Origin of the sequence: Sphingosinicella flava (assembly GCF_016025255.1) — a bacterium.
GTDB lineage: Bacteria > Pseudomonadota > Alphaproteobacteria > Sphingomonadales > Sphingomonadaceae > Allosphingosinicella > Allosphingosinicella flava.
Genome location: NZ_CP065592.1, coordinates 561,100 through 580,718 on the forward strand (window position 1 = coordinate 561,100; position 19,619 = coordinate 580,718).

General features: G+C 59.0%; 34 protein-coding genes. 20 read left to right on the forward strand and 14 right to left on the reverse strand.

Annotated elements, in window-relative coordinates:
- The 9 genes from IC614_RS02870 to IC614_RS02910 form a co-directional block, all read right to left on the reverse strand.
- Entirely contained in the window at positions 1 to 735 is a 735-nt protein-coding gene (locus IC614_RS02870) for an ERF family protein (RefSeq protein WP_200972233.1), read from the reverse strand.
- On the reverse strand, positions 732 to 896 hold the full coding sequence (locus IC614_RS02875) for a hypothetical protein (RefSeq protein ID WP_200972234.1): 165 nt from the start codon (positions 894 to 896) through the stop codon (positions 732 to 734). Before IC614_RS02875 ends, IC614_RS02870 begins: the two co-directional genes overlap by 4 nt.
- Positions 893 to 1,057, reverse strand: coding sequence for a hypothetical protein (locus IC614_RS02880; protein WP_207791144.1), 165 nt, complete (start codon positions 1,055 to 1,057; stop codon positions 893 to 895). The genes IC614_RS02875 and IC614_RS02880 overlap by 4 nt, the downstream gene beginning before the upstream one ends.
- Positions 1,058 to 1,088: 31 nt before the next feature.
- Positions 1,089 to 1,361 carry a helix-turn-helix domain-containing protein gene (locus IC614_RS02885; protein WP_200972236.1) on the reverse strand — a complete coding sequence of 91 codons (273 nt, stop codon included), beginning with the start codon at positions 1,359 to 1,361 and terminating at the stop codon, positions 1,089 to 1,091.
- Between the two features lie 173 nt (positions 1,362 to 1,534).
- Positions 1,535 to 2,305, reverse strand: coding sequence for an HNH endonuclease (locus tag IC614_RS02890; RefSeq protein ID WP_200972237.1), 771 nt, complete (start codon positions 2,303 to 2,305; stop codon positions 1,535 to 1,537).
- Positions 2,302 to 2,664 (reverse strand): hypothetical protein, encoded by a 363-nt coding sequence (locus IC614_RS12305; RefSeq protein WP_226372708.1) that lies wholly within the window; start codon positions 2,662 to 2,664, stop codon positions 2,302 to 2,304. Before IC614_RS12305 ends, IC614_RS02890 begins: the two co-directional genes overlap by 4 nt.
- 109 nt (positions 2,665 to 2,773) lie before the next feature.
- Positions 2,774 to 3,031: a hypothetical protein gene (locus IC614_RS02900; protein WP_200972238.1), complete on the reverse strand. Its 258-nt coding sequence runs from the start codon at positions 3,029 to 3,031 to the stop codon at positions 2,774 to 2,776.
- A complete protein-coding gene (locus IC614_RS02905; protein WP_200972239.1) occupies positions 3,028 to 3,393 on the reverse strand; it encodes a hypothetical protein in 366 nt (121 codons plus the stop codon). The genes IC614_RS02900 and IC614_RS02905 overlap by 4 nt, the downstream gene beginning before the upstream one ends.
- On the reverse strand, positions 3,393 to 3,632 hold the full coding sequence (locus tag IC614_RS02910) for a hypothetical protein (RefSeq protein ID WP_200972240.1): 240 nt from the start codon (positions 3,630 to 3,632) through the stop codon (positions 3,393 to 3,395). Before IC614_RS02910 ends, IC614_RS02905 begins: the two co-directional genes overlap by 1 nt.
- A gap of 181 nt (positions 3,633 to 3,813) precedes the next feature.
- Here IC614_RS02910 and IC614_RS02915 point away from each other — a divergent pair, with 181 nt between their 5' ends.
- Entirely contained in the window at positions 3,814 to 4,059 is a 246-nt protein-coding gene (locus IC614_RS02915; RefSeq protein ID WP_200972241.1) for a hypothetical protein, read from the forward strand.
- 241 nt (positions 4,060 to 4,300) lie between these two features.
- On the opposite strand, the gene IC614_RS02920 is transcribed toward IC614_RS02915, so the two are convergent.
- Genes IC614_RS02920 through IC614_RS02930 form a run of 3 tightly spaced genes read right to left on the reverse strand, consistent with a single transcriptional unit; the run spans position 4,301 to position 5,267 of the window.
- Positions 4,301 to 4,654 (reverse strand): hypothetical protein, encoded by a 354-nt coding sequence (locus IC614_RS02920; RefSeq protein ID WP_200972242.1) that lies wholly within the window; start codon positions 4,652 to 4,654, stop codon positions 4,301 to 4,303.
- On the reverse strand, positions 4,651 to 4,926 hold the full coding sequence (locus tag IC614_RS02925) for a hypothetical protein (protein WP_200972243.1): 276 nt from the start codon (positions 4,924 to 4,926) through the stop codon (positions 4,651 to 4,653). The genes IC614_RS02920 and IC614_RS02925 overlap by 4 nt, the downstream gene beginning before the upstream one ends.
- Complete coding sequence (locus IC614_RS02930) at positions 4,926 to 5,267, reverse strand: hypothetical protein (protein WP_200972244.1); 342 nt, start codon at positions 5,265 to 5,267, stop codon at positions 4,926 to 4,928. The genes IC614_RS02925 and IC614_RS02930 overlap by 1 nt, the downstream gene beginning before the upstream one ends.
- Before the next feature lie 99 nt (positions 5,268 to 5,366).
- Between IC614_RS02930 and IC614_RS02935 the strand changes: the two genes are divergently transcribed.
- Positions 5,367 to 5,711: a hypothetical protein gene (locus IC614_RS02935; protein ID WP_200972245.1), complete on the forward strand. Its 345-nt coding sequence runs from the start codon at positions 5,367 to 5,369 to the stop codon at positions 5,709 to 5,711.
- A 90-nt stretch (positions 5,712 to 5,801) separates the two neighbouring features.
- Here the strand turns inward: IC614_RS02935 and IC614_RS02940 are convergent, their stop codons facing one another.
- Positions 5,802 to 6,866 carry a P63C domain-containing protein gene (locus IC614_RS02940; protein WP_200972246.1) on the reverse strand — a complete coding sequence of 355 codons (1,065 nt, stop codon included), beginning with the start codon at positions 6,864 to 6,866 and terminating at the stop codon, positions 5,802 to 5,804.
- 214 nt (positions 6,867 to 7,080) lie between these two features.
- On the reverse strand, positions 7,081 to 7,560 hold the full coding sequence (locus IC614_RS02945) for a helix-turn-helix domain-containing protein (protein WP_207791145.1): 480 nt from the start codon (positions 7,558 to 7,560) through the stop codon (positions 7,081 to 7,083).
- An 87-nt stretch (positions 7,561 to 7,647) separates the two neighbouring features.
- Here IC614_RS02945 and IC614_RS02950 point away from each other — a divergent pair, with 87 nt between their 5' ends.
- From IC614_RS02950 to IC614_RS03035, 18 genes are all read left to right on the forward strand, one after another.
- Positions 7,648 to 7,890: a helix-turn-helix domain-containing protein gene (locus IC614_RS02950; RefSeq protein ID WP_200972248.1), complete on the forward strand. Its 243-nt coding sequence runs from the start codon at positions 7,648 to 7,650 to the stop codon at positions 7,888 to 7,890.
- Between the two features lie 173 nt (positions 7,891 to 8,063).
- Positions 8,064 to 8,396, forward strand: coding sequence for a hypothetical protein (locus IC614_RS02955; RefSeq protein WP_200972249.1), 333 nt, complete (start codon positions 8,064 to 8,066; stop codon positions 8,394 to 8,396).
- The gene (locus IC614_RS02960; RefSeq protein ID WP_200972250.1) at positions 8,389 to 8,841 is read left to right on the forward strand and encodes a hypothetical protein; all 453 of its coding nucleotides are present in this window, start codon (positions 8,389 to 8,391) and stop codon (positions 8,839 to 8,841) included. Before IC614_RS02955 ends, IC614_RS02960 begins: the two co-directional genes overlap by 8 nt.
- The gene (locus IC614_RS12385) at positions 8,838 to 8,972 is read left to right on the forward strand and encodes a hypothetical protein (RefSeq protein ID WP_264175502.1); all 135 of its coding nucleotides are present in this window, start codon (positions 8,838 to 8,840) and stop codon (positions 8,970 to 8,972) included. Before IC614_RS02960 ends, IC614_RS12385 begins: the two co-directional genes overlap by 4 nt.
- A 155-nt stretch (positions 8,973 to 9,127) precedes the next feature.
- Positions 9,128 to 9,370, forward strand: a complete 243-nt coding sequence (locus IC614_RS02965; RefSeq protein WP_200972251.1) for a hypothetical protein — start codon at positions 9,128 to 9,130, stop codon at positions 9,368 to 9,370.
- Positions 9,371 to 9,653: 283 nt separating this feature from the next.
- On the forward strand, positions 9,654 to 9,968 hold the full coding sequence (locus tag IC614_RS02970; protein WP_207791146.1) for a hypothetical protein: 315 nt from the start codon (positions 9,654 to 9,656) through the stop codon (positions 9,966 to 9,968).
- Positions 9,965 to 10,546 (forward strand): hypothetical protein, encoded by a 582-nt coding sequence (locus tag IC614_RS02975; RefSeq protein WP_200972253.1) that lies wholly within the window; start codon positions 9,965 to 9,967, stop codon positions 10,544 to 10,546. Before IC614_RS02970 ends, IC614_RS02975 begins: the two co-directional genes overlap by 4 nt.
- Entirely contained in the window at positions 10,497 to 11,165 is a 669-nt protein-coding gene (locus tag IC614_RS02980) for a hypothetical protein (protein WP_200972254.1), read from the forward strand. Before IC614_RS02975 ends, IC614_RS02980 begins: the two co-directional genes overlap by 50 nt.
- On the forward strand, positions 11,162 to 11,809 hold the full coding sequence (locus IC614_RS12310) for a DNA-methyltransferase (RefSeq protein WP_318963348.1): 648 nt from the start codon (positions 11,162 to 11,164) through the stop codon (positions 11,807 to 11,809). The genes IC614_RS02980 and IC614_RS12310 overlap by 4 nt, the downstream gene beginning before the upstream one ends.
- A gap of 276 nt (positions 11,810 to 12,085) precedes the next feature.
- Positions 12,086 to 12,382 carry a hypothetical protein gene (locus tag IC614_RS02990; RefSeq protein ID WP_200972255.1) on the forward strand — a complete coding sequence of 99 codons (297 nt, stop codon included), beginning with the start codon at positions 12,086 to 12,088 and terminating at the stop codon, positions 12,380 to 12,382.
- Complete coding sequence (locus tag IC614_RS02995; RefSeq protein WP_200972256.1) at positions 12,379 to 12,681, forward strand: hypothetical protein; 303 nt, start codon at positions 12,379 to 12,381, stop codon at positions 12,679 to 12,681. The genes IC614_RS02990 and IC614_RS02995 overlap by 4 nt, the downstream gene beginning before the upstream one ends.
- 3 nt (positions 12,682 to 12,684) lie before the next feature.
- Positions 12,685 to 13,041 carry a hypothetical protein gene (locus tag IC614_RS03000; RefSeq protein ID WP_200972257.1) on the forward strand — a complete coding sequence of 119 codons (357 nt, stop codon included), beginning with the start codon at positions 12,685 to 12,687 and terminating at the stop codon, positions 13,039 to 13,041.
- On the forward strand, positions 12,959 to 14,290 hold the full coding sequence (locus IC614_RS03005) for a DNA-packaging protein (protein WP_226372709.1): 1,332 nt from the start codon (positions 12,959 to 12,961) through the stop codon (positions 14,288 to 14,290). Before IC614_RS03000 ends, IC614_RS03005 begins: the two co-directional genes overlap by 83 nt.
- On the forward strand, positions 14,287 to 14,445 hold the full coding sequence (locus tag IC614_RS03010; protein ID WP_200972258.1) for a hypothetical protein: 159 nt from the start codon (positions 14,287 to 14,289) through the stop codon (positions 14,443 to 14,445). Before IC614_RS03005 ends, IC614_RS03010 begins: the two co-directional genes overlap by 4 nt.
- Positions 14,446 to 14,501: 56 nt before the next feature.
- The gene (locus IC614_RS03015; protein ID WP_200972259.1) at positions 14,502 to 16,691 is read left to right on the forward strand and encodes a portal protein; all 2,190 of its coding nucleotides are present in this window, start codon (positions 14,502 to 14,504) and stop codon (positions 16,689 to 16,691) included.
- 49 nt (positions 16,692 to 16,740) lie between these two features.
- Positions 16,741 to 17,073, forward strand: a complete 333-nt coding sequence (locus IC614_RS03020) for a hypothetical protein (RefSeq protein ID WP_200972260.1) — start codon at positions 16,741 to 16,743, stop codon at positions 17,071 to 17,073.
- Positions 17,057 to 17,944: a hypothetical protein gene (locus IC614_RS03025; protein WP_200972261.1), complete on the forward strand. Its 888-nt coding sequence runs from the start codon at positions 17,057 to 17,059 to the stop codon at positions 17,942 to 17,944. Before IC614_RS03020 ends, IC614_RS03025 begins: the two co-directional genes overlap by 17 nt.
- A 400-nt stretch (positions 17,945 to 18,344) precedes the next feature.
- The gene (locus tag IC614_RS03035) at positions 18,345 to 19,610 is read left to right on the forward strand and encodes a P22 phage major capsid protein family protein (protein ID WP_200972263.1); all 1,266 of its coding nucleotides are present in this window, start codon (positions 18,345 to 18,347) and stop codon (positions 19,608 to 19,610) included.
- Positions 19,611 to 19,619: the final 9 nt, after the last annotated feature.

Below are 19,619 nucleotides of genomic sequence, written 5' to 3' on the forward strand. Positions count from 1 at the left end.
TTATCCTCCGTTGAGTGGGTTGCCGCGCCAATCAGCGTTGGCGTCGAGTCCTGTTTGCTTGCGGGAAATGACGACAGACAGGCCATCGAACGGCTCGCCATTCTCAGCCTTGCCGCCCTCCCACCAGGCGGGCAGTGCTTTGGCGATCTGGTTCGTCAGTTCCTTGTGAGACGTTAGAAGTGCGGCGAGTTGGTCGGCGTCGTCACACGCCTCTACATCGCGCCAAAATGCTCGCCCCTTTTCCTTAAGGTCGGTTTTGTTCTTCGCCGGACCCGGTGGGAACGGGGCATCCTTTCCGTTGCCGTTGACTGGATTCCGGGCAGGCCGCTGGGCAGTCGAGGCCACAGCCGCGTTCCCGTCATCATCCTCTGCCGGGACGCCGAACGCGGTCATGAGGGCGTAGCGACGGGCATAGGTGAGGGCCGATCCAAAGCCCTGCGCATCCCGCCTGTTTGCCGGGACAAAGAGGCTCCCCAGGGGCATTTCCTCGCCGCTGCTGTGATGTAGCACCGTGTCGATGGTGACGCCCTCTGCGCTGGGCTGGCAGCGTTGCGTGAAGAACAGGCCGTGATTGATCAGGGCGGGTTTGATCGCGTCCACGACCGCGCTCAGGTCCGCATATTTGGACTTGAAATGCGGGTTGTTCGCGGACTTAGTGGCGCCCTCGATTTCCTTGAAGGCTTCGGCCATCGCGCTCGACAGCCTTGCGGCTTCAACCTTGGTTTGCGCGTTCATTGCATTGCTCCTTTGAACTGAGGGCGCTCGATCACGTCAGAAAAACAGGGGAGGGGCTCTGTCCCATCCTCTTCAGGATCGTGGGGAGCGTTGAGGGCTAGCCAGACTTCAAACCTGACTTCTTCAGGATTGCTGGCGGTGTAGGAGAGGGTGGGGGTCACTTCCGCTCTCCGTATAGATCGCGGTCGATCCGATAGAGCATCCATGGCCCAACTGCGGCGCTGCCAAGCGCGAGCGGCCACCCGAGCCACGCCGGAAGCAGAAAGAGGAAGAACCAGCCGGGGCATACGAAGAGCAGGAGAGCGGTAATCACGCTCATCACCGTCAAAATCGTCTCTGACATTCCGGTACGCTCAATTTTCATGGCGATCCTCCATTTCGTCGAGGAGGGCGCGGCCAGCTTCGGTCAGCGTGTAGCCGGCGCCCATCTTGTTTTCGTCTTCGAAGAAAAGCATGCGCTCGTATTGGAGCATGCCTTTGCGGGCGAGGGCGCGAACGGCTCTGCGGATGCCGTGACGAGGCGTGGAGCAATTGCCGGCAGCCATCTCGAAGCCAAAGCCGTAGCCCGCAGAGCAGCCATGCCACGCCAGAAGGGTTTGAGCCTCTGTCGAAGACAGCTTCGCCATCTAAGCCTCCACCGCTCTACGAGAATTGCTAGGATCGAGTGACCAGAAGCGGTCCATCTCGCGCTCGTAGCGTTCGTCGTCCCGCGCGATTGCTGCAGCTAGCGCGCGGTCAAAGCAGCGCCCGCGTTCCAGAAGCGCGTCACGCTCAGCAGAAAGTTCAGGTGATAGATCCATCACGCTTTCCCTTCTTGGTTTAGGGGGGTGGAAATGGGGGTTTCTGGGCGATGCCTTGCGGCCCGCGCTGTCGCGCTGCGCGCCGAGCCTTGCTTCGCGTCTCGGCCCTTCGGGCTTCCATCGCTATCACGTGCGCGGCGGGCGGCATGCTTCAGTTTGGCCAGCGCCATGATCGTTGGCTTAAGTTCCGGCGCGGCGGCGTCATAAGGGATCGTTTTTCTGAAGCGGCCCCCGTTTAGGCGAGCAAGAACCCCGCGATGGATCGGCTCCCAATTCGACGGATCGGTGTTAAACTTGTCACCGTTTAGGCATTTGAGCGCATAGCCTTCAGGTATGGGGCCGTTCGCCTTCTCCCACTCGATGCGTTGCACCAGCTGCCAGCGTGACTGCATCGGCAAGCCGTCATGGATCTTGCGTTCGCGATAGCCGTCTTCGGTGATCCGCTCCGTACCAATCGGCTGATAGTTCAGGTTGGCGCGTCCGGTGCGGTTTCCCTTTCGGAACTGTGTCTTGCGCGCGTTCGGGTGGCGTCCGCCTTTGCCGGGAGCGCAAGGCTTGCCCTTGTTGTGCGGCTCCTGCCCCTTCGCGAAACAGCCGGTGCGGCCTGTTTTCCAGCCCTTGCGTTTGCGGAGGGCATGAAGGTTCTTGGCGTCGATGTTCCGCCCAAAGCGCGCGTTGAAGGCTACGGTATAGTCGCTAATGACCATGAGGCGGTTTTCCTCAAGCCATGCCATTTCCTCGGCGCTGTAGGGGATCGCACGGCCCTTCATGCTGCGGCCTTTGCCTTGCAATGAGCGTCCTTGCAGCGCGCGGCTTCTTCCGGCGACACACGGGCCTCGCACTGGTCGCACCAGCTGGCGGTCGGCGCGACGGCAAGCGCCAGTTGCGGCGGCTGTTGCGCCCATTCCAGCATCGGCAGGTGCCGAGCGACAACCCCGCCATGATTGGCGAGGAGCGTGGCGGCCTTCAGCTGCAAATCGGCGTTGCGCACGATCTGTTCGGCAACGGCTACAATGGCTTCGCCGCGCTTGGACTCCTGCTCGATCTGCTCGGAGGAAAGACCTTCCTCGCCAAGACGCTCAAGCTGAGCGAAAAGGTGATTGTTCAGATCGGATAGCTTGTTCTTCATGGTCAGATTTCCTTGCGCGAAGGATCGAAGCCCGAAGGGGCAAGACGCGAAGCGGCTTGATCGGAGACGAGAGCCTGACCCGAAGGGGCGCGCCCATCCTTTAGGTTCCTCATCCCCCCTCTCCTCTATTGAGAGAGGCACGAGACAGGCCGCTTTCCAAATGCTGTCGAAGCGACGGCGCGATGATGTAGAGCGCGTCAGCTCGCGTTCGGAACTCTGCTGCGAATAGACGAGCCTGCTCAGGTTTAATCGACCTGTTGGCAAACTTGCCGGTCTGGACGGCGGCGGCGTAACCCTCCGCAATCGCCTGCAAGGTATCGGCTTCACCGAGAAGATAATCCTCTGCAATGCGTCCTGCCGCGCTCATCCCCTCTCCCCTTCCAGGTTAAGAGTAGAAGGGGTTTCGCCACGGGCTTTGGACAAGGCGGCGCGTAGCTTGCTAACGGCGCGGTCTACGGCCAGGTACCAGTCCGGATCGTCCATATGGATCGTGCCGATGGTTTCGGCAGTCAGCGTCTTGAGCGAATCTTCGCAAGCATCGACAAGCTCAGGAGCGGAAGCGATCAGGTGGGCGTTGGCCTTGGCTTCGTCCGGGTCGCAATCGTCTGAATAGACCTCTGCAACCTCGTAGCCGTGCGGGCCTTCGACTAGCCCATCACCCACGATGTACCGCTTGCCGTCCCCTGAGCGCTTCACGGGCCACGGCCCCGGTGTAAATTGAGCGGCCATCACAGCCCCCTTTCCAGATGAAGGACTAAGCCGGTGACGCGCTCGATTGCGGCGATGTCGTCGGCAGAAAGATCGAGGCGAGACACGCCATCCCGGACCAGCGCGGTCACACGGGCGCGCTCTTCACGACGGCGCTCTGTTTCGGCGCGCAGGCGGGGAAGGTGTTCTGCCTTCCATGCCTCATTGCGCGCGCGAAGAGCGGGAAGCTGCTCCGCATGTGTTTTGCCAGGCTGATACATTACCAAAGCCTCCAATTCGCCACGTTGTACGAGAGCATGACAGCCATGATGACCAAGGCAGCGGCTTCACGCTCATTCATGTTGAGCAGTGCGTTGAGGGCGCGCTTCATGGGATCGGCCTCCAATGCTTGAGCCAAGAGCTCTCCCGGCCAGCAGCGACCGCAGACACATTCATGCGTGAATGACGCGCCGCCATGTCGCAGACGTGATCGACACGCGGCCCCCATCCGTTCGGGCCGTGGAAGCCCATCATGGCAACCATCGCTTCCGGATCGCGGGACAACTCACGGTTGACCTGGCGAAGCAGCTGACGCGCTTCTGCCGTGGTGAACGGGAAGGCATTCTCGGCTATGACAAGCTCAAGCCGCGCCTTTTGGTCGGCGAGAACGGCGTGGGCGCGTTCGGCGCGGTCGTCCTGTGGCTCTAGATCAGCGAGCTTGGGGAGAGCGGCGCGGGTCATTGCTGCACCAGGCGGTATGAGATGATGTCAGCGCCAGCGTCTTCGGGATCATGCTCCCAAGAGGCGTCATCGTCCAAGCAGCTATATGGCAAGCGATCTGACGAGCCGTCACGATACCGGACATCAATAGCCGGTTGGCTCAGCGGGCACCTACCGCCATTCCACTCAATCCAGCCCCCTTGGACTTCCTTATCGGTGAGCTTGGGGGTCATTTGGATACCCCTTCGACCAGGCGCGCGATCGCCTTTTGCTTCGCCTCTCGGGCGGCATCTATTCGTGCGCTGCAGTCTCGCTCCGCAGCCTCGCAGCGGCGCTGATACTCCCCATGAATGCCCGCCATGCTTTGCGCGATAAGGAGAAGAACATCGCGGCTTTCATGCACAGCAACGGCTTTTTCGTGCTTGATCTGGCCGGGGTATCCGCCACGCGCCAGCTTAATCAGCTTGGGCGTGACCTTTTCGATCTCGCGAACCTCATATCGCGAAAAGCGGTCTGACCAGCCAGCATCGAACAGGACGAACTTGTCAGCGTCCCTCTCTGTAAGTTTGGGATGATCGGTCATGCCGCTTGCTCCAGCTTCTGCTCGGCAGGCGCGCCCTTGAAGCGGGCAACCTCCTGCATGATGACGAAGGTGCTTTCGGGATGCTTGCCATGAAGGCGGGCGACTTCCGCGCGGGCGCTCTCCATGGTCTTGTGTCGAAAGCGCGGGAGCTTGCCGCCAGCGACCTTCTTGCTGAGGCCGCGCGGGAGCTTGCGGAAGATTAGAAAGTCGCCGGCAAAATCACGCCAATCGCCGCCCTCGCCTTTGCCCTGGATTTCAGCTTCAGCGCTCATCACGCATCCACCTTCTTCTCGGCAGCAGCCTTGGGCTGGAACTGCTTGAGGTTGGCGCGACGTTGGGCTTTGATGGCCTCGATTTCGGTCGCTAGTTTCTTGTTCTCGGCCCGCACAATTCGGAGATCGATCGCAAGCTCGATGCGCCGGTTCAGGTTGAATTCGCGGTCCTCTTTCAGGCCCGCAACTTGCTCGGAGAGGCTAGACCAGCCTTCAAAATCGACTCCTTGCTCGGAGGGGCTAGACCAGCCTTCAAAATCGACTCCAAGCTCTTTGGCAATCGCATCATATTCAGCAGCCTTGCGCGCATTCTCGCGGGCGGTTTTGAAGATTGAGAACATCGTGCATCTCCATCAGGAGCCACCGTCTTCGTCCGAAGCTGATCAGGTGGCGATAGACATACGTATGCGCATACGAATGTAAATAGGCAAGTGCTTTTTATGCGTTCGCGCATTTTTATTTTGTCGGGTGTTTCTGCTATCCTCGCGCCGAGGGAGGATCAGATGCGGGTTTTGAGTCTTGTAGCGGCGGCCGTGCTTGCATCAGCCTGCGAGGGCGATACGCGGCCGGACCAATGGGATGCCTATGTCTATTCGGATCGCGCTGATATGACGAAGGTCGAGACAATTCGAGGGTTCAAAACCTTCGAACACTGCCAGATCGCCGCAATTGATCGTCTGCGCTCAATGCCAGATCCGGACGCGGGCGATTATGAGTGTGGTTACAAATGCGGCACCGTCGCGGAGTACGGCGGCTTAAACGTGTGTGAGGAGACGCGGAAGTAGGGCAGGGCAGTAGATACAAAAAGCCCCGCGCTAGGCGGGGCTAATTGCCACTCATCAAGCGGCGAGCGGGGATTGTCTTAAAAGCAGCTGCTAAGCACTAGTCAGAAGCAGAGTAGAATTGTCGCCACCTGGCGGGGCATAATCGTCTGGATATGGCAATAGATAGTTGGAGCCCCATTGCGGGAACTCCTTATCGATGCGCTCCATAAACACTCGCCAGTCGGGCGAATATTTCATGAGCATCACAACTGCTGCCAAATGCTCCCTGAGCTTCGGATGGCCGATATCATCCGTAAGTCGCTGGAACAGCTTGTGCCGGAGATTTCCGCGTTCGCTGCGCGGCGTCTGGCGATTCAACTCCTCCCACACGCCGGGCGCCAGTCTTCTGTACACGATATTGTTCGTCCAGTGGCCAATTACGCCAGGTCGCGCATTGCTCTGCTCGTTGAACTCCCAGCCGTTCAGGCGATAGATTTGGCGGTAGAATTCGACGGGAAAAGTAGGGATCCATGGCTGAAGCTCTTTGGCCACGAACTTCCGTAGAATCTCCGCAAGCGCGTCCCTCTGCCGATAGTCCTGATAACCGGTGGCTTCATCTACAAGCGCCAAAATGCCTACGGTGGCAAAGCCATGCTGAAGAACCGCCGCCCTTTCAGCGAGATGCCTCCGCTGCGCTCCTAATTTCCCTTGATTAGCCGCATCAATGATGACGGCACAGATGTCCGGCAGAATCGTCGCCTCGTAGCCATCCGCAGGGTTCCCGCCATGCGGTGGTATGAAGCGAATTGGAGAATTGACGCGCGCGGTTAAGCCTCTGATATCAACCCCTTTTTCAGCTAAACTTGTCATCAATTCGGCAATTCGGCGCGCGCCAGATTTCCCGCCGCCGAGCGACAGGCCAATACCCCCCTGCAATCCTCGTTGGGCTAAGACGCGCGTGCCGTCGCCCAGCACGTAGCAGGGAATCTCAATGTCCCCGATGCGTAAGGGCCTGTCGGGGGCACCGTACTTAGCCAGAACAGGCTGTGCTTTGCCTTCCCCAGCCCAGCGAGTCATCGCCGCGATGCGTGCGCTCTCCGACCGCTGTTCCTTCGTTAGTCTTTGCGCCCGCACTTTGCCCCCCTTCGCAGATGCTTCTTTACGCATTTCGTCCATAGCCAACCTCTTTGCGTTGTTAGCACGCATAGAACATGCGTAGTGACTACGCAACAAGATTGCGATGGTTCGTCCAATAGGAATTTTCCTACAGCTCCGAATCGGTGTAAAAGAACAAAATAAGAACAACGATTCGGGTGCGGTATGGCTGATTTGCTGCTGGATGAGCCAGCTTGTGGAGAGGGTTGCCAGGAGTGTTCGCTGCGTTGCGCAACTATCGTGATTGCAATGGCCGATCTTCGCCGCCGTCACGAGCTGACGCTTCGCGAACTTTCTTGCGCAAAGCGGCCCGGCCTTTTGGAGGATTTGAGGCAAATTGAAGAGCAGCTGGAAAGCTCTTCGCGAGCTTTTGCGCGCGCCCGTCTTGGTCCGGGTCTACATCGATCGTCTCTAAAAGCCCTGCAAACACCTCTGTCAGCACGTCTTCATTAGGAAGCGTGATGCCGGGGCCTGGTGGAAGGTTCTTAACAGGCGCTTCTTCCGATAGTTTTTGCTTTAGAAACTCCTTGGGCGTCACCCCGGCAAGGTCGGCGAGGTCCGTAAGGGCCGATCCCCTTGGCACAGACAGAATGCCCCATCTCGAAACAGTGCCCTGGCTCACACCCAGTCTATCGGCGAACACTGTCTGGTCCTCTTTCAGGCGCCGAAGCAGGGCTTGCACATTGTGATAGAGAATCGGGTGTTTCATGCGCATGCGCATACAACCGGCTTAAAAGAACACCTATTCGCAAACGCATAAAGCCTATTGCGCTTTGCATTCGTATGCGCATATACATTAAACATGAGCATCGTCAGAGAGACCCGATTAGCATTAGGGCTTTCGCAAGCTGATCTTGCGGCCAAGCTCGGCGTCCATCAAACAACGGTCAGCCGTTTCGAAACAGGAGACCTGCCAGTCGACGAGCGCACACAGCTCGCGCTGGAGGCCCTGATCGCGCGCAATAAGCCGGTCGCCAAGTTGAACAAGTCCAGCCGCCCTTTCCCCTCCCCATCCACTGGGAAGACTGAGGCAGCAGCGGCATGACGCGGCTGTCCTCGACCCTGACACCATCTCACAATGGCGCAAGCGCATCCATCCAGCATATGCCGCGCGTAGAAGTCCTTTCGGGTGCGATCATCATTCGCGGAGGCAGTAGGCCCGGCCGCTATATCTACATCCCCATTGAGGCGGCACGCGCTGTCGCCGGGGGGCGGTAGATGCGCCGTCTCTCCCGCCTGTTCGGAAAGAAGCCAATCGACAAGCGGCTTTACGATGAAGCCGATCCTGATCTGGTCGAATCCATCTTCTCCCAACTTCTCGCCGACGCTCCAGGGGGTATGTCGGCAAGCTCCGTCCCCAGCGGCAATCCTTCCCCGCCCGCTGGGGGCGTTGAGCCTTCTTCCGGTGCCGATTTTCCCTCCTGCGGCACCACGGTCCCCGGTGTCACGGCCAAGTGCGCCGGGGACATCAATCCCGAGCGTGAGCGCGACTGGCGCTGGCTCAATGCTTTTCCCATCCCCCATAGTCAGAAGGTTATCGGCGATGACTAGTCCGACAATCCACGGCAAACGGGCCGTGTTTTCCGCTTCCGCCGTTTTGGATGCGATTGCCTCCGATCTGGCGCTGATCAAGACCCAAGACAAGCTCACCTTCGCGGACATTGGCGCCGTTCTCGGGCGCAGCGAGGACCAGGCTGCCAAATATTGCGATGGCAGCGCGGCGATGGACGCCGTCACGTTCGCGCGCGGCAAGCGAGAGTGGGGGAAGCGCTTCACTGGTTCCTATGACCGGCTTTGCGAAGAAACGGGGCGGGCCAACCAGCTTTCCGACCGGTCCGCGACGAACAAGATTCTAGCAGCCGCTTTCTCTCTTTCACTTGCCCTTGAAGACGATGGCGAGATCGATCTTGAAGAGGTTCGCCAGAACAGGGGCGCCTTGGAGAATGCCCGCGCCGCCATTGATGCGCAGCTTGCCAAGCTGGTGAGGGCGGCATGATGCGCCGCGACCAATATAACATCAGGCGCCTCAGCAGGTTCAGCTACGACAAGCTAACGCGCCGCGAAAGGGTCATCCTCGCGCTTGCTCTTCATCGTGAAGGCCAGCGCAATCAGCAGGAGGCCGCTTGAGTGCTGGAACCTTCATCGCAACTTGCATCAGAAAATCCCGCGACGAGCTTCTCTCCGCCAATGTCGAGAGCGCGGCAAAGCAGCATCAAATCCCTGTCGAATGGGCGCGCTTCTACATCTCTCCATTTCAGCCCTCGCGCTGACGAGGCGCGACTGTGACAGCCGCAAAGCCCATCACTCTGACCAGCCAAGCCTCTTCCGACTGGAAGAAGTGGCCGCGCAACCGGCATTGGGATGGGCACGACCTAGACGAGGTGCAGGTGATGTTCGCCTTCTCGAACAAGGCCGCTCCCGAGCGCACGTATCTGGCCAAACAACTGAACTGGAAGGGCTTCAACGACGAGACCCGGATCACCTGGTTCAAGGTCGTGAAGGCTTATGAGGGAGATGGGGAATGATCGATCGCCTGCCTTACAGCATCAACGTGCCGCTCAGCCTCTTCATCCGCAAGCTGAAGCGCAAGTACGTCTATTCACCGGCAGCCAAGCGCGCTGCCAAGCGGAGAGCCTGAGTATGGCTGTCATCGGCGTGTTCGTCTGTGCGGGCTTCTGCTCCTACCATGTCTCCCAGCGTCAATGGGCCACCGCCGTTTGGTGCGGCTTTATGACGCTGCTCTGCCTCGCCAACGTGGTGAGGGCCTAACCTATGGCCGGGGGGATAGAGCTACCATTCCCGCACAAGGTGCTTTGGCCTAATAAACGAGGCCACTGGGGCACTGTATCACGCGAGCGGAAGAAACATCGTGGGTGGGCTGAACTCTCGGCCCGGGCTGAAGGCTGGAAGGCTCCAGAGGGCACTATCCGCCTTGCCTACACCGTCCACCCCAAGACCCGTAATCCAATTGACAAGGACAACGCCATCGCTGCGATGAAGGCGTACCAGGACGGCATCGCCGCTGCTCTCAAGGTCGATGACAGCACCTTTGAGGAGCCCACCATCACGTTCGCCGAGCCCCGCAAGGGTGGCGCCGTCATTGTGCATGTGGAGGCGATGTGAATAGCGCAGACATCATTCGCCGCATGATAGAAGCCGGGTGCCCGGCCGACCTAATCGCGGATGTAGCCCTACTTGCCGGTGAGGTTTCAGCGCTGGAACGCCGCCGCGCTGCGGACGCACAACGTCAAAAGGATAAGAGGGAGAGGGACAGGGGCGATGGCGATAGTCACGTTACGTCACGTGACAGCCGTGATGTCACAGACGAACCTCTTGATAAAGAAAAGTCCCCCACACCCCCTAAAGAAATTAATCTCTTTGAAGAGAAAATAACAACACCGCGCGCACGTAAGGGCTCGGCTTCGGCTTTCCCTTGCCCAGATGGCGTAGACCCCCAGCATTGGGAGGACTTTCTCGCCAACCGGAAAGCCAAGCGGCTCACCAACACCCCCACGGCGCATCGGGGTATTCTGAAATCCATTTCCGAGCTTTCGGACGATGAGTGGCCCCCTGGCCGTCTTGTCCAATTCGCGGCCGAAAACGGCTGGGGTTCAATCAACGATCCACGGACAAGTTACAGGAGCATCGGGAATGGCAACCGACCTCATCACGACCGGAAAAGCGGATGGCTCAATGCGTGAGCTTGCCCGCCTTGCCCTGTCGACCGACTGGACTTCCGAAAAGGGCATGGCGGTTCTGAACGGAGCCGACCCTCAGGACGCGATCGCCGCATACGAATCTGGGCTGAAACCGCTTGCCGAAGCCGAGCCCAATTTCGACGGCCCTGGTAGCAAGGGATTGCGCGACTGGCTCAAGCCGATCGGCATGAAAATATCCCCGAGCATGGCGCCTGAAGTCTGCTCGACATGGCTCACAGCCGTTGTGATGGCGCTAAGCGATTTCCCGGCCAAGGCGGCAACGCAGGCGGCGCGCAACGCCATCCGGACGCCCATGCAATTCCTGAACGAGGTGGACGGCCACGTTCGGGCGGAAGCGGAAAAGCTCATGGACGCGCACCGCTACGCCCTTCGCCGCCTGCGCTGGATGCAGGAGGATATTCAACGCGCCGCCAAGCCCGAACAGCCGCAGATCGCTAGCCCAGGTGAGGATGGCCGCCCTCTCACGAATGATGAAATCCGCGCGCTCTCCGGATCATTCCGCCGCATCGGCCTGACGAACGGCTGGCTTACGCAAGAGCAGATCGACGCGGCGGAGGCTGAAACAGCACCCCCTCTCGACATAACGAAGGACGCAGCATGAGAGTGGAAACGATCGGCCTTGCCACGCTCTATCTTGGCGATTGCCGCGACATTCTCCCGAAGCTTCCCAAGGTTGGAGCTGTCGTGACAGACCCCCCCTACGGCATCGGGAAAGACGGGCAAAAGCGCACGACGGGCGGGAACGGAGGGCGAAAGGCTTACGACTTCAAGGGGTGGGACGCGGAGCGCCCTGCGCGCGATATATTCGACGCCATCCGCGCCCTCTCTGACGACATAATCATCTGGGGCGGGAACTACTTCGCTGATGTGCTTCCCGCTACCGGCAAGTGGCTAGTGTGGGACAAGGGGCAGCGCATCAATCAGTCGGACGGAGAACTGGCGTGGACCTCATATCACGGCGCACTCCGGATCAAGGTTCTTAATCGCGTCGAGCTGATGACTGACGGCGCAGAACACCCCACTCAAAAACCCGTCAAACTGATGAAGTGGTGCATCGATCAGGTGCGCGGCCATGGTGCCATTCTCGACCCTTTCATGGGGTCGGGCACCACCGGCGTTGCTGCCATTCAAATGGGACGGGAGTTCATCGGCATAGAGCGGGAGCCCGAATACTTCGACATCGCATGCAAGCGCATCGAGGACGCCCAGCGCCAAGGCGATTTCTTCACAGGAGCAGCAGCATGACACCTGAGCCTCAAGAGTGCTGCCTTAGCTGCCGTTTCTTTCTGGAGGGGCATTCTCCAGCTCTGAAGGAAGCCGGAGGGGTTTGCCGCCGCCATGCACCGCGTGGGCCGGTGATCGTTTCTGGCCACGCTTGGCAGGTATTTCCACCCATGGCCAAGTGGCACTGGTGCGGAGAGTTCGAAATGGTTCCTGGCCTGCGCGAAGCATGGGCCGCTCAAGCCAAAGCATCGGAGGCGGCATGACCCTGACACCTGAGCAGATAGCGGAGCAATTGGCATGAGCATCGCAGTCGGAATTTGGATTTTCGCGGTTGGCTTGATGTGTGGCGATTGGCTTCGCGCTAGGATTGAGAGGAAGCTGCGGGAGCCTTCTCATGAGGAGTTCGCGGCCACTATCATCGCGAGCTGCAAAAAGATCGCCAGCTCTCGTCGACTTGTAGGGACGGGGGCGACCATCAGGCATGAGGGGCAATGGAAAATCGGATCAGCCGGTAGCTTCAAAATCACCATCGAAAAAGCGGCCCCCGAGCCAATCCTCACCACCACCCACACCAACAGGAGCATGGGGGAATGAGTACAGCACCGAGCGCAATCCTCACCGGCGATGCTGCTGTCGTTTACCTCGCTGAGCAGCTGGGCCGGGTGAAGGAACTTACCGATTTCGAAAGCCGCATCCTGCACCGCGCAATCAGGCGCGACACTGGCATGTTCCGTCGCTGGACAACTGCTGAAGATCAGCGGCTCATGAAAATGCACAAGGCTCGTATCCGGGCATCGGAAATGGCCGTCACGCTTAACCGGACAGAGGACAGCGTGCGGCGGAGACTGTGTGATCTGAAGAAGAGGGAGAGGGCTCTTCGCCCTGCAAAATAGACAATGGCTGGAAAAGGAAACCCGCAGAACCTGACCAATGCTGGCAAAGGCCGAAAAAAGGGTTCGATAAACAAAACCACGAAGCTCGCAAAGGAGGCGATTGCGGAAGCATTCGAGCGTCTTGGTGGTGCTGATCGGCTTGTCGAATGGGCTCAAGAAGACCCCGACAACGAGAAGGTTTTCTACACTGCGCTGCTTCCGAAACTCATACCCGTACAGACAGAGCTGACCGGCAAGGACGGCGGCGCTATCGAATTCGAGCAAAAGGTGAAAGAGGATGCTGATGCAGTCGCCAGCGCAATTGCTGGCCTCGTTGAGCGAGCAAGATCGGCAAGCTTGGCTGAGCCAACTCAGCACTGATCAGCTTGCGGCTCTTCGATACAATTGGGAGTTCTGGGCTCGGCCGACACAGCTTGAGCCCGAAGGTCATTGGCGGACATGGCTCGCCCTCGCAGGACGCGGCTTCGGGAAGACCGAGCTTGGCGCGCAATGGATACGGAAGCGGGTTAAGAATGGCGCAAAGCTGATCGCGCTGGTTGCTGAGACGCAGAAGGACCTCGAAGAGGTCATGATCCCCCGCATTCTGACCGTTACTCCCGCAGAAGAAGCGCCGGACGTGCGATACAAGCCAGTGCGGCTGCGTTGGCCATCGGGAGCCGTGGCTTACGGCTACAATGGGACAGAGCCCGATCAGCTGCGCGGGCCGGAGTTCGATACGGCATGGGTCGACGAGCTAGCGAAGTACTCTAAGGCGCGCGACACTTGGGATATGCTTCAGTTCACCATGCGAAAGGGAAATCCCCGCGTGCTGGTAACGACTACCCCCAGACCAATCCCGATTATCAAGGAGATTATGGCCGAACCAGGAACGCACCTGACGCGCGGCAAGACGATGGACAATGCCGACAACCTTGCTCCGTCGTTCATGGAGAAGGTGGTCAGCAAATATGCTGGCACGCGCTTAGGGAGGCAGGAATTGGATGGTGAGATCGTGGATGATGTACCCGGCGCGCTTTGGACGCGAGAGATGTTAGATGCCACCAGAGTTGAAAAGGCGCCGCAGATGGCGCGGGTGGTCGTGGCGATCGATCCCAGCGGTACGGATGGAGACGATGAAGGGGATGCCATCGGTATTGTGGTGGCAGGCAGGGGAATAGACGGTCGCGGCTATGTGCTGGCCGACCGCACTTGCAAGCTTACCCCAGAGGGATGGGCGCGTATCGCTGTAACTGCATATTACGAGTTCGAAGGTGATCGCATCGTGGCGGAAAAGAACTTCGGCGGCGCGATGGTGAAATCGGTTATCCGCACCGCAGATGCGAAGGTGCCGTATAAGGAGGTTACTGCCAGCCGGGGTAAGGCGGTGAGAGCAGAGCCGGTAAGCGCCCTCTATGAGCAGGGTCGGATAAGCCACGTTGGCGGCTTTGCGGAGATGGAAGATGAAATGGTGCTGTTCACCAACGGCGGCTACATGGGCGAGAAGTCGCCGAACAGGACGGATGCGCTCGTATGGGCGCTGACTGAGGTCATGCTTGCTGGCCAGCCACCGGCACGTGACACGGGCGGCAAGGTCGCCATCCCATCGACAGTAGGAGGGTTTAGACGGTGAGTGAGATCGACATCAAGAAGGGCGGCATGTTCACCATCGCGGGCCTCTATAAAATGGTTCCTAATCCAAACCGGCGTTGGTGGCAGTTATGGAAGCCGAAGCGCGTTCAAAGCATTGAACTTCAAACTTGGAAAGTGATCACGAAGGCGAGCTAAAGCCTCACAAATCCTCAAATCGCCTCTAACGCGCGCGCGGAGTATTTCTCCGGTGCATGGCCAAAGACCTCGCCGATCAGGAAACCCCCGCCCGCAAGACCAGAGCCCAGCGCCTGGCTGAAGTTCATGAGCGCGCAATGCGCCGCTTCGATGCAATCTGGGCAGTCGAACGGGAAGAGCGCCTGCAATCACTGGCCGACCGCCGTTTCGCCACCATCCGGGGCGCTATGTGGGAGGGGCAATATGCCTTCGGGGACGGCCCCATCGATGAGAACGGTGATCCCATCGATTCCGGCTTTCCAAAGATGGAGGTGCCGAAGTTCTACCGAGCTTACCGTCGCGTTCTCAGCGAGTACCGCAGCAGCCGCAAGACGGTAGACTTTCGACCCAAGGGTAGCAGCAGCGACAAGCGCAGCGCCGACAACTTAGATGGTCTTTACCGCGCTGACGAGAACGGCACGCCGGGCGGGGGGCAGTACGCCTATGCAAACGCCTTCCAGGAAGGCAGCAAGGGCGGCCGGGGCGGTTGGCGTTTACGGGCAGTTTATGAAGACGAGAGTGACGAAGAGAACGACAGCCAGCGCATACGTCTTGAGCCGATTTACGACTATGACATCCGGGCCTTCTTCGACCTCAACGACCTGAGTGAGACGAAATCCGAGTCTCGTTATGGGTTTCTTCTAACACCCTACACACGTGATGCATTCGAAGCCGAGTGGCCCGATCACGACCCGTCCACGTTTACCGGTAAGCTCGACTGGAACTTCGATTGGGTCACGCCGGAAGTCGTCATCGTCGCGGAATATTATGAGGTGGAGGACCGTTCCGTCCTGCGCCGCACTTTCCGGAATATCGCGACCAACGAGGAAATAACGCTCGACGACGGTGATTTAACCGAAGGCGCTGAAGGGGAGACACGGGAAGACGAGCTTCTAAGCACTGGTTGGGAAGAGGTTCGAGCGCGCCGCATCAAACGGCAGCGGGTCCACAAGTACATCCTTAGCGGCGCGGAGTGCCTGGAGGATGCCGGTATCATCCCGGGCAAATATATCCCGATCATCCCCTATTATGCTGACCGCTGTGTCGTGGACGGCATTGAGCGTGCACAGGGTGTCATTCGTCCTGTCATTGATTCCACGCGCCTCTACAATCTTATGGTCTCTGGTTTAGCCGAAGCGGCTGCTGGGCCAGCGTCCGACACACCAATAGCGGCACCAGAACAGATGCCGGGCAATATTCCTACCATTTGGGCTCGGCGGTTCGTCGATCGCCCGTCCTATCTTCCGCTTGAGCCTATCCGAAATGCTGAAGGCGAAGTGGTGCAGTCCGGCCTCTCCGGCTCACTGCCAGTCGCGCAAGTTTCCCCGAACATGGCTGCTCTTATCCAGGTCGCGGGGGCAGATATTCTCGACATCATGGGGGAGAGTGATCGTCCAGAGGCTGTTCCCTCGAACACATCGGCACAGGCAATTGAGCTCGTCAACGACGAAGCCGATCTCAATGATTATCTTTGGCGTGACCAGTTCGCCAACTCCCTCATGTGGAGCGGCACGGTTTGGCTTGAGATGGCAAAGGACCTTTATGTCGAAGAGGGGCGCGAGATGGACGCTATCGACGACAAGGGTATCAAATCCAAGGTTAAGCTATCCGAGCCTGCAATCGGCCCCAACGGCGAGCGCTACATCAAGAACGACCTTACGGCAGGCAATTATGACGTTGAAGTCGATGTCGGCCCCGCCACCAAAACAAAGCAGGACGCAACGGTACGAGCCATGCTTGGTATCTCGCAGACGGCAGTCGCGGCGCAGAAGATGGATTGGGCCAGCGGTGCGCTTGGTGTCGCCATCCTCAACATGGAAGGCGAGGGCATTGACGGCTACCAGAATTGGGTTCGTCAGCAGGGGTTGCGTGAAGGCTGGGTCGAGCCGAGCGAAGAAGAGCGCTTGCAGCTGGAAGAGGAAGCGCAGAACACCGCTACCCAGCCTGATCCTCAGGCAATGCTCATTCAAGCCGCCACAGCACAGGCCGAGGCGGAAGCAATGCTGGCACAGTCCCGCACCGTCGAGACGGAAGCCAAGGCAGAGCAGGCCCGCGCTAAGACAGCGGAAATCCTTGCGGGCATTGATGAAAAGAAGCGCGACGGCATCCTCAAGGCAATCGAACTTGCCATGAAGGGAGAAGGCCAGCGCTTCGAGCAGATGAACACGGTTATGCAGAACGAACGGAGTGAGGTGGGCGATGAGTGACTACCCTAAAATGTTATACCGGGCGGGGGGCGATCTTGCCGATCATAAGGTGGGCGATATCCCGCTCAAGGTTATGGGCAAGTACGAATGCGAAACCATGATCGTCGAAGACGCACAGGAGGAAGCCGACGCATTGGCTGAAGGATGGGGCGTGTCGCCTAATCCTGACGTACAGAGCGCGGCCCAAATCCAAGCTGCCACAGTTGCCGAGAAGGACGCTGAGATCGCTCTTCTCCGCGCACAACTCGCCAAGTTTGACGGCGATGGAGACGGACATCCGGGGGGCAGTCGTCGGGGCCGCAAGCCGAAGGCGGAACAGGCGCAGGAAAACCATGACGAGCCGGAAGCCGTAACGGAGGCCGAAGATGGCGACGCAGCCTGAAATCGTCGATCTGACGGATGAGGAAGATATCGACCTCGACGCGGAAGATCAGCCGGAAGCCGACGAAGCCGAAGACACGTCCGAGGGAGAGGCGGGAGAAGGCGACGAGGATGATGGAGAGCAAGCCGGAGATGCAGACGCCTCAGACGAGGACGTGATTAGCTTCGGCGGTGTTGACCTGCGCGACGAGGACGAGCCGGAGCATATTTCAGACCTTCGCCGCCGCTATCGAGAGCAGCAAAGGCGTCTTCGCGAATTGGAGGAGGCGACAGCTCCCAAGGTTGAGGACATAGGCCCGAAGCCGAACCTCGACGACTATTGGGACAAGGACGACCCCCAAGGCGCATTCGAACGCGACCTTCTCGCATGGAACGACCGCAAGACGCAGGCCTCTCTGCGGCTGGAACAGGAACGCGAGCAGCAGCAAGCGCTTCAGCGTGAATATGAAGCGGACGTGGGCCAGCTTGAAACGCAGCGCGCATCCCTGAAGGTTCGCGATTTCGATGCGGCCTATGATCGCGTGACCGGCTCACTCACCGAGGCACAACAGGCCATTCTCGTTCAGGTCGCCAATAACAAGGCGGCACTTGTCTACGCGCTCGGTAAGAACCCTGACCGGCTGGATAAGCTGAAAGCCATCACGAACCTTGCGAAATTTGCGGGTGAGGTTGCCCGTCTTGATATGGAGACACGCGTGTCACGAAAGCCAACGACGAAGCCTGAGGGAGTGGTGAGAGGGGCCGGAACCATGAACGGCAAGGGCGCGACGGATGCGAAGCTGGCCAGGCTTGAGGCTGAGGCCGAGAAGACCGGCAACCGCACGCCGCTTATCCAATACCGCAAGACTCTCAGGCAGCAGGGGCGGTTGTGAGCGTTGTTCAACTCCACCAGCCAAAGCCGCGCGAAGAGGTCGTTTCGACGCTCAGACGGATAGCTGATGAGCTCGAAAATGGCGCCTTGGAATGGCCGGTCACCACTGCTGTTCTGATATGTGGCCATTCGGATGCTGAAATCCCAATGGGAGACGGCACCTTTGCGGAACAGAATTACTGGACCACTTATGCCATGGGGCCACGCAGTTCATCGTTCACGGTGCGCGGACTGGTGGCTAGCGCAATGCGCCAATGGAACCACGGAGACGATTGAACCACTTGCGCGACTCGCGGGTTTCCGCTAAGTCAATAGAAATCTGCCATCGGTCCCCGTGCACCGGAATGCACGAGTAGCGGCGCCAACAGGGCTCAGCCCTCGCTACTTAGGGACTATTCCACATGCCAAGCCAATTCACTCGTGAAGAACGTGTGATGTTCGACAATATGGTCGAGGGTTTCGACGACTCCCTCGTCATCGCCAAAGGTGCCGAACTTTACACACCCCCCAGCGCTCAGGACATGGTTCGCCTTGGCGACAAGTTCTGGCTTGAAGCGCCGATGATCTCGGCGAGCTTCGACGGCTTCGACCAGACCAGCAATTTCGGCGACATGACGGATATGGCCGTTCCGGTCACCATCGGTTACCACAAGTCGGTTCCGAAAAAGCTGTCTGCCAAGGATCGCCGCAACCAGTACACGCTCGACAAGTTCGGCCGCGCCGCCAAGCAGAAGCTGGCCAGCGACATCAATTTCTCGCTGTTCCAGACTGTCGCGCTACAGGGTTCTGTATTCGTCAAGCGCACCGTTGCGCCTACCGGCTATGATGACATCAGCCTTGCCGATGCAGCCTTTACGGAAATCGGCGTTGGCAATGACGACCGCATGGCATTCCTTGCCCCGCGTGTCGCCAATGCGATGGCGGGTGATCTTGCCAAGCGTTCGACCTTCTCGGGTGAAGTGCAGGATGCTTATTCCCGCGCCCGCGTCGGCATCGATATTGCTGGCTTCGACGTGTACAAGTCCGACCAGTCGATCCGTCTTGCGTCGGCAGCGGGTGGCGCAACCACGGTCAACGGCGCCAACCAATATTGGGAGCCAAAAGCAACCACCACAGCGGCAACCGGCGAAACCGAGAATGTCGATAACCGCTATTCCCAGCTTGTCGTCACCTCTGCCAACTATGCCGGTATCAAGGTGGGCGATGCCTTCACCATTGCGGGTGTCAATTCCATCCACATGATCACCAAGCAGGATACGGGTCAGCTTCAGACTTTCCGCGTTGTCGGCAAGCCTTCGGCCAACACAATCCTTGTTGCTCCGGCGATCATCTCGAACGGTGGCAGCACCTCGGCCGGTTCCGAATATAAGAACGTGTCGGCAACTCCGGCGAACGGCGCGGCGATCACGTGGCTCAACACCACGACCGCCGAGCTCAACCCGTTCTTCAAGCGTGAATCGCTGTTGCTCGTACCGGGCAGCTTTGCGGTTGAGCCGGAAGACGGCTGGGCCGTGATGAGCGCAACCACCGATCTCGGCATCAACATTACCTATGTGCGTCAGGGCGAAATCAATGACCTGTCCGCGAAGGTTCGTTGGGATGCGGATTGGGGCACGGCACTGACCAACCCGCAGCTCGCAGGCGTCGAAATGTTCGGCCAGGCTTAAGGAGATAGG

What these genes read in the sequence shown, in the direction of transcription:
- IC614_RS02870 (WP_200972233.1), bottom strand. Translation starts at nt 735, where the DNA reads ATGAACGCGCAAACCAAGGTTGAAGCCGCAAGGCTGTCGAGCGCGATG.
- IC614_RS02885 (WP_200972236.1), bottom strand. Translation starts at nt 1,361, where the DNA reads ATGGCGAAGCTGTCTTCGACAGAGGCTCAAACCCTTCTGGCGTGGCAT.
- IC614_RS02890 (WP_200972237.1), bottom strand. Translation starts at nt 2,305, where the DNA reads ATGAAGGGCCGTGCGATCCCCTACAGCGCCGAGGAAATGGCATGGCTT.
- IC614_RS12305 (WP_226372708.1), bottom strand. Translation starts at nt 2,664, where the DNA reads ATGAAGAACAAGCTATCCGATCTGAACAATCACCTTTTCGCTCAGCTT.
- IC614_RS02900 (WP_200972238.1), bottom strand. Translation starts at nt 3,031, where the DNA reads ATGAGCGCGGCAGGACGCATTGCAGAGGATTATCTTCTCGGTGAAGCC.
- IC614_RS02905 (WP_200972239.1), bottom strand. Translation starts at nt 3,393, where the DNA reads ATGGCCGCTCAATTTACACCGGGGCCGTGGCCCGTGAAGCGCTCAGGG.
- IC614_RS02910 (WP_200972240.1), bottom strand. Translation starts at nt 3,632, where the DNA reads ATGTATCAGCCTGGCAAAACACATGCGGAGCAGCTTCCCGCTCTTCGC.
- IC614_RS02915 (WP_200972241.1), top strand. Translation starts at nt 3,814, where the DNA reads ATGACGCGCCGCCATGTCGCAGACGTGATCGACACGCGGCCCCCATCC.
- IC614_RS02920 (WP_200972242.1), bottom strand. Translation starts at nt 4,654, where the DNA reads ATGACCGATCATCCCAAACTTACAGAGAGGGACGCTGACAAGTTCGTC.
- IC614_RS02925 (WP_200972243.1), bottom strand. Translation starts at nt 4,926, where the DNA reads ATGAGCGCTGAAGCTGAAATCCAGGGCAAAGGCGAGGGCGGCGATTGG.
- IC614_RS02930 (WP_200972244.1), bottom strand. Translation starts at nt 5,267, where the DNA reads ATGTTCTCAATCTTCAAAACCGCCCGCGAGAATGCGCGCAAGGCTGCT.
- IC614_RS02935 (WP_200972245.1), top strand. Translation starts at nt 5,367, where the DNA reads ATGCGTTCGCGCATTTTTATTTTGTCGGGTGTTTCTGCTATCCTCGCG.
- IC614_RS02940 (WP_200972246.1), bottom strand. Translation starts at nt 6,866, where the DNA reads ATGGACGAAATGCGTAAAGAAGCATCTGCGAAGGGGGGCAAAGTGCGG.
- IC614_RS02945 (WP_207791145.1), bottom strand. Translation starts at nt 7,560, where the DNA reads ATGCGCATGAAACACCCGATTCTCTATCACAATGTGCAAGCCCTGCTT.
- IC614_RS02950 (WP_200972248.1), top strand. Translation starts at nt 7,648, where the DNA reads ATGAGCATCGTCAGAGAGACCCGATTAGCATTAGGGCTTTCGCAAGCT.
- IC614_RS02955 (WP_200972249.1), top strand. Translation starts at nt 8,064, where the DNA reads ATGCGCCGTCTCTCCCGCCTGTTCGGAAAGAAGCCAATCGACAAGCGG.
- IC614_RS02960 (WP_200972250.1), top strand. Translation starts at nt 8,389, where the DNA reads ATGACTAGTCCGACAATCCACGGCAAACGGGCCGTGTTTTCCGCTTCC.
- IC614_RS12385 (WP_264175502.1), top strand. Translation starts at nt 8,838, where the DNA reads ATGATGCGCCGCGACCAATATAACATCAGGCGCCTCAGCAGGTTCAGC.
- IC614_RS02980 (WP_200972254.1), top strand. Translation starts at nt 10,497, where the DNA reads ATGGCAACCGACCTCATCACGACCGGAAAAGCGGATGGCTCAATGCGT.
- IC614_RS12310 (WP_318963348.1), top strand. Translation starts at nt 11,162, where the DNA reads ATGAGAGTGGAAACGATCGGCCTTGCCACGCTCTATCTTGGCGATTGC.
- IC614_RS02990 (WP_200972255.1), top strand. Translation starts at nt 12,086, where the DNA reads ATGAGCATCGCAGTCGGAATTTGGATTTTCGCGGTTGGCTTGATGTGT.
- IC614_RS02995 (WP_200972256.1), top strand. Translation starts at nt 12,379, where the DNA reads ATGAGTACAGCACCGAGCGCAATCCTCACCGGCGATGCTGCTGTCGTT.
- IC614_RS03000 (WP_200972257.1), top strand. Translation starts at nt 12,685, where the DNA reads ATGGCTGGAAAAGGAAACCCGCAGAACCTGACCAATGCTGGCAAAGGC.
- IC614_RS03005 (WP_226372709.1), top strand. Translation starts at nt 12,959, where the DNA reads ATGCTGATGCAGTCGCCAGCGCAATTGCTGGCCTCGTTGAGCGAGCAA.
- IC614_RS03015 (WP_200972259.1), top strand. Translation starts at nt 14,502, where the DNA reads ATGGCCAAAGACCTCGCCGATCAGGAAACCCCCGCCCGCAAGACCAGA.
- IC614_RS03025 (WP_200972261.1), top strand. Translation starts at nt 17,057, where the DNA reads ATGGCGACGCAGCCTGAAATCGTCGATCTGACGGATGAGGAAGATATC.
- IC614_RS03035 (WP_200972263.1), top strand. Translation starts at nt 18,345, where the DNA reads ATGCCAAGCCAATTCACTCGTGAAGAACGTGTGATGTTCGACAATATG.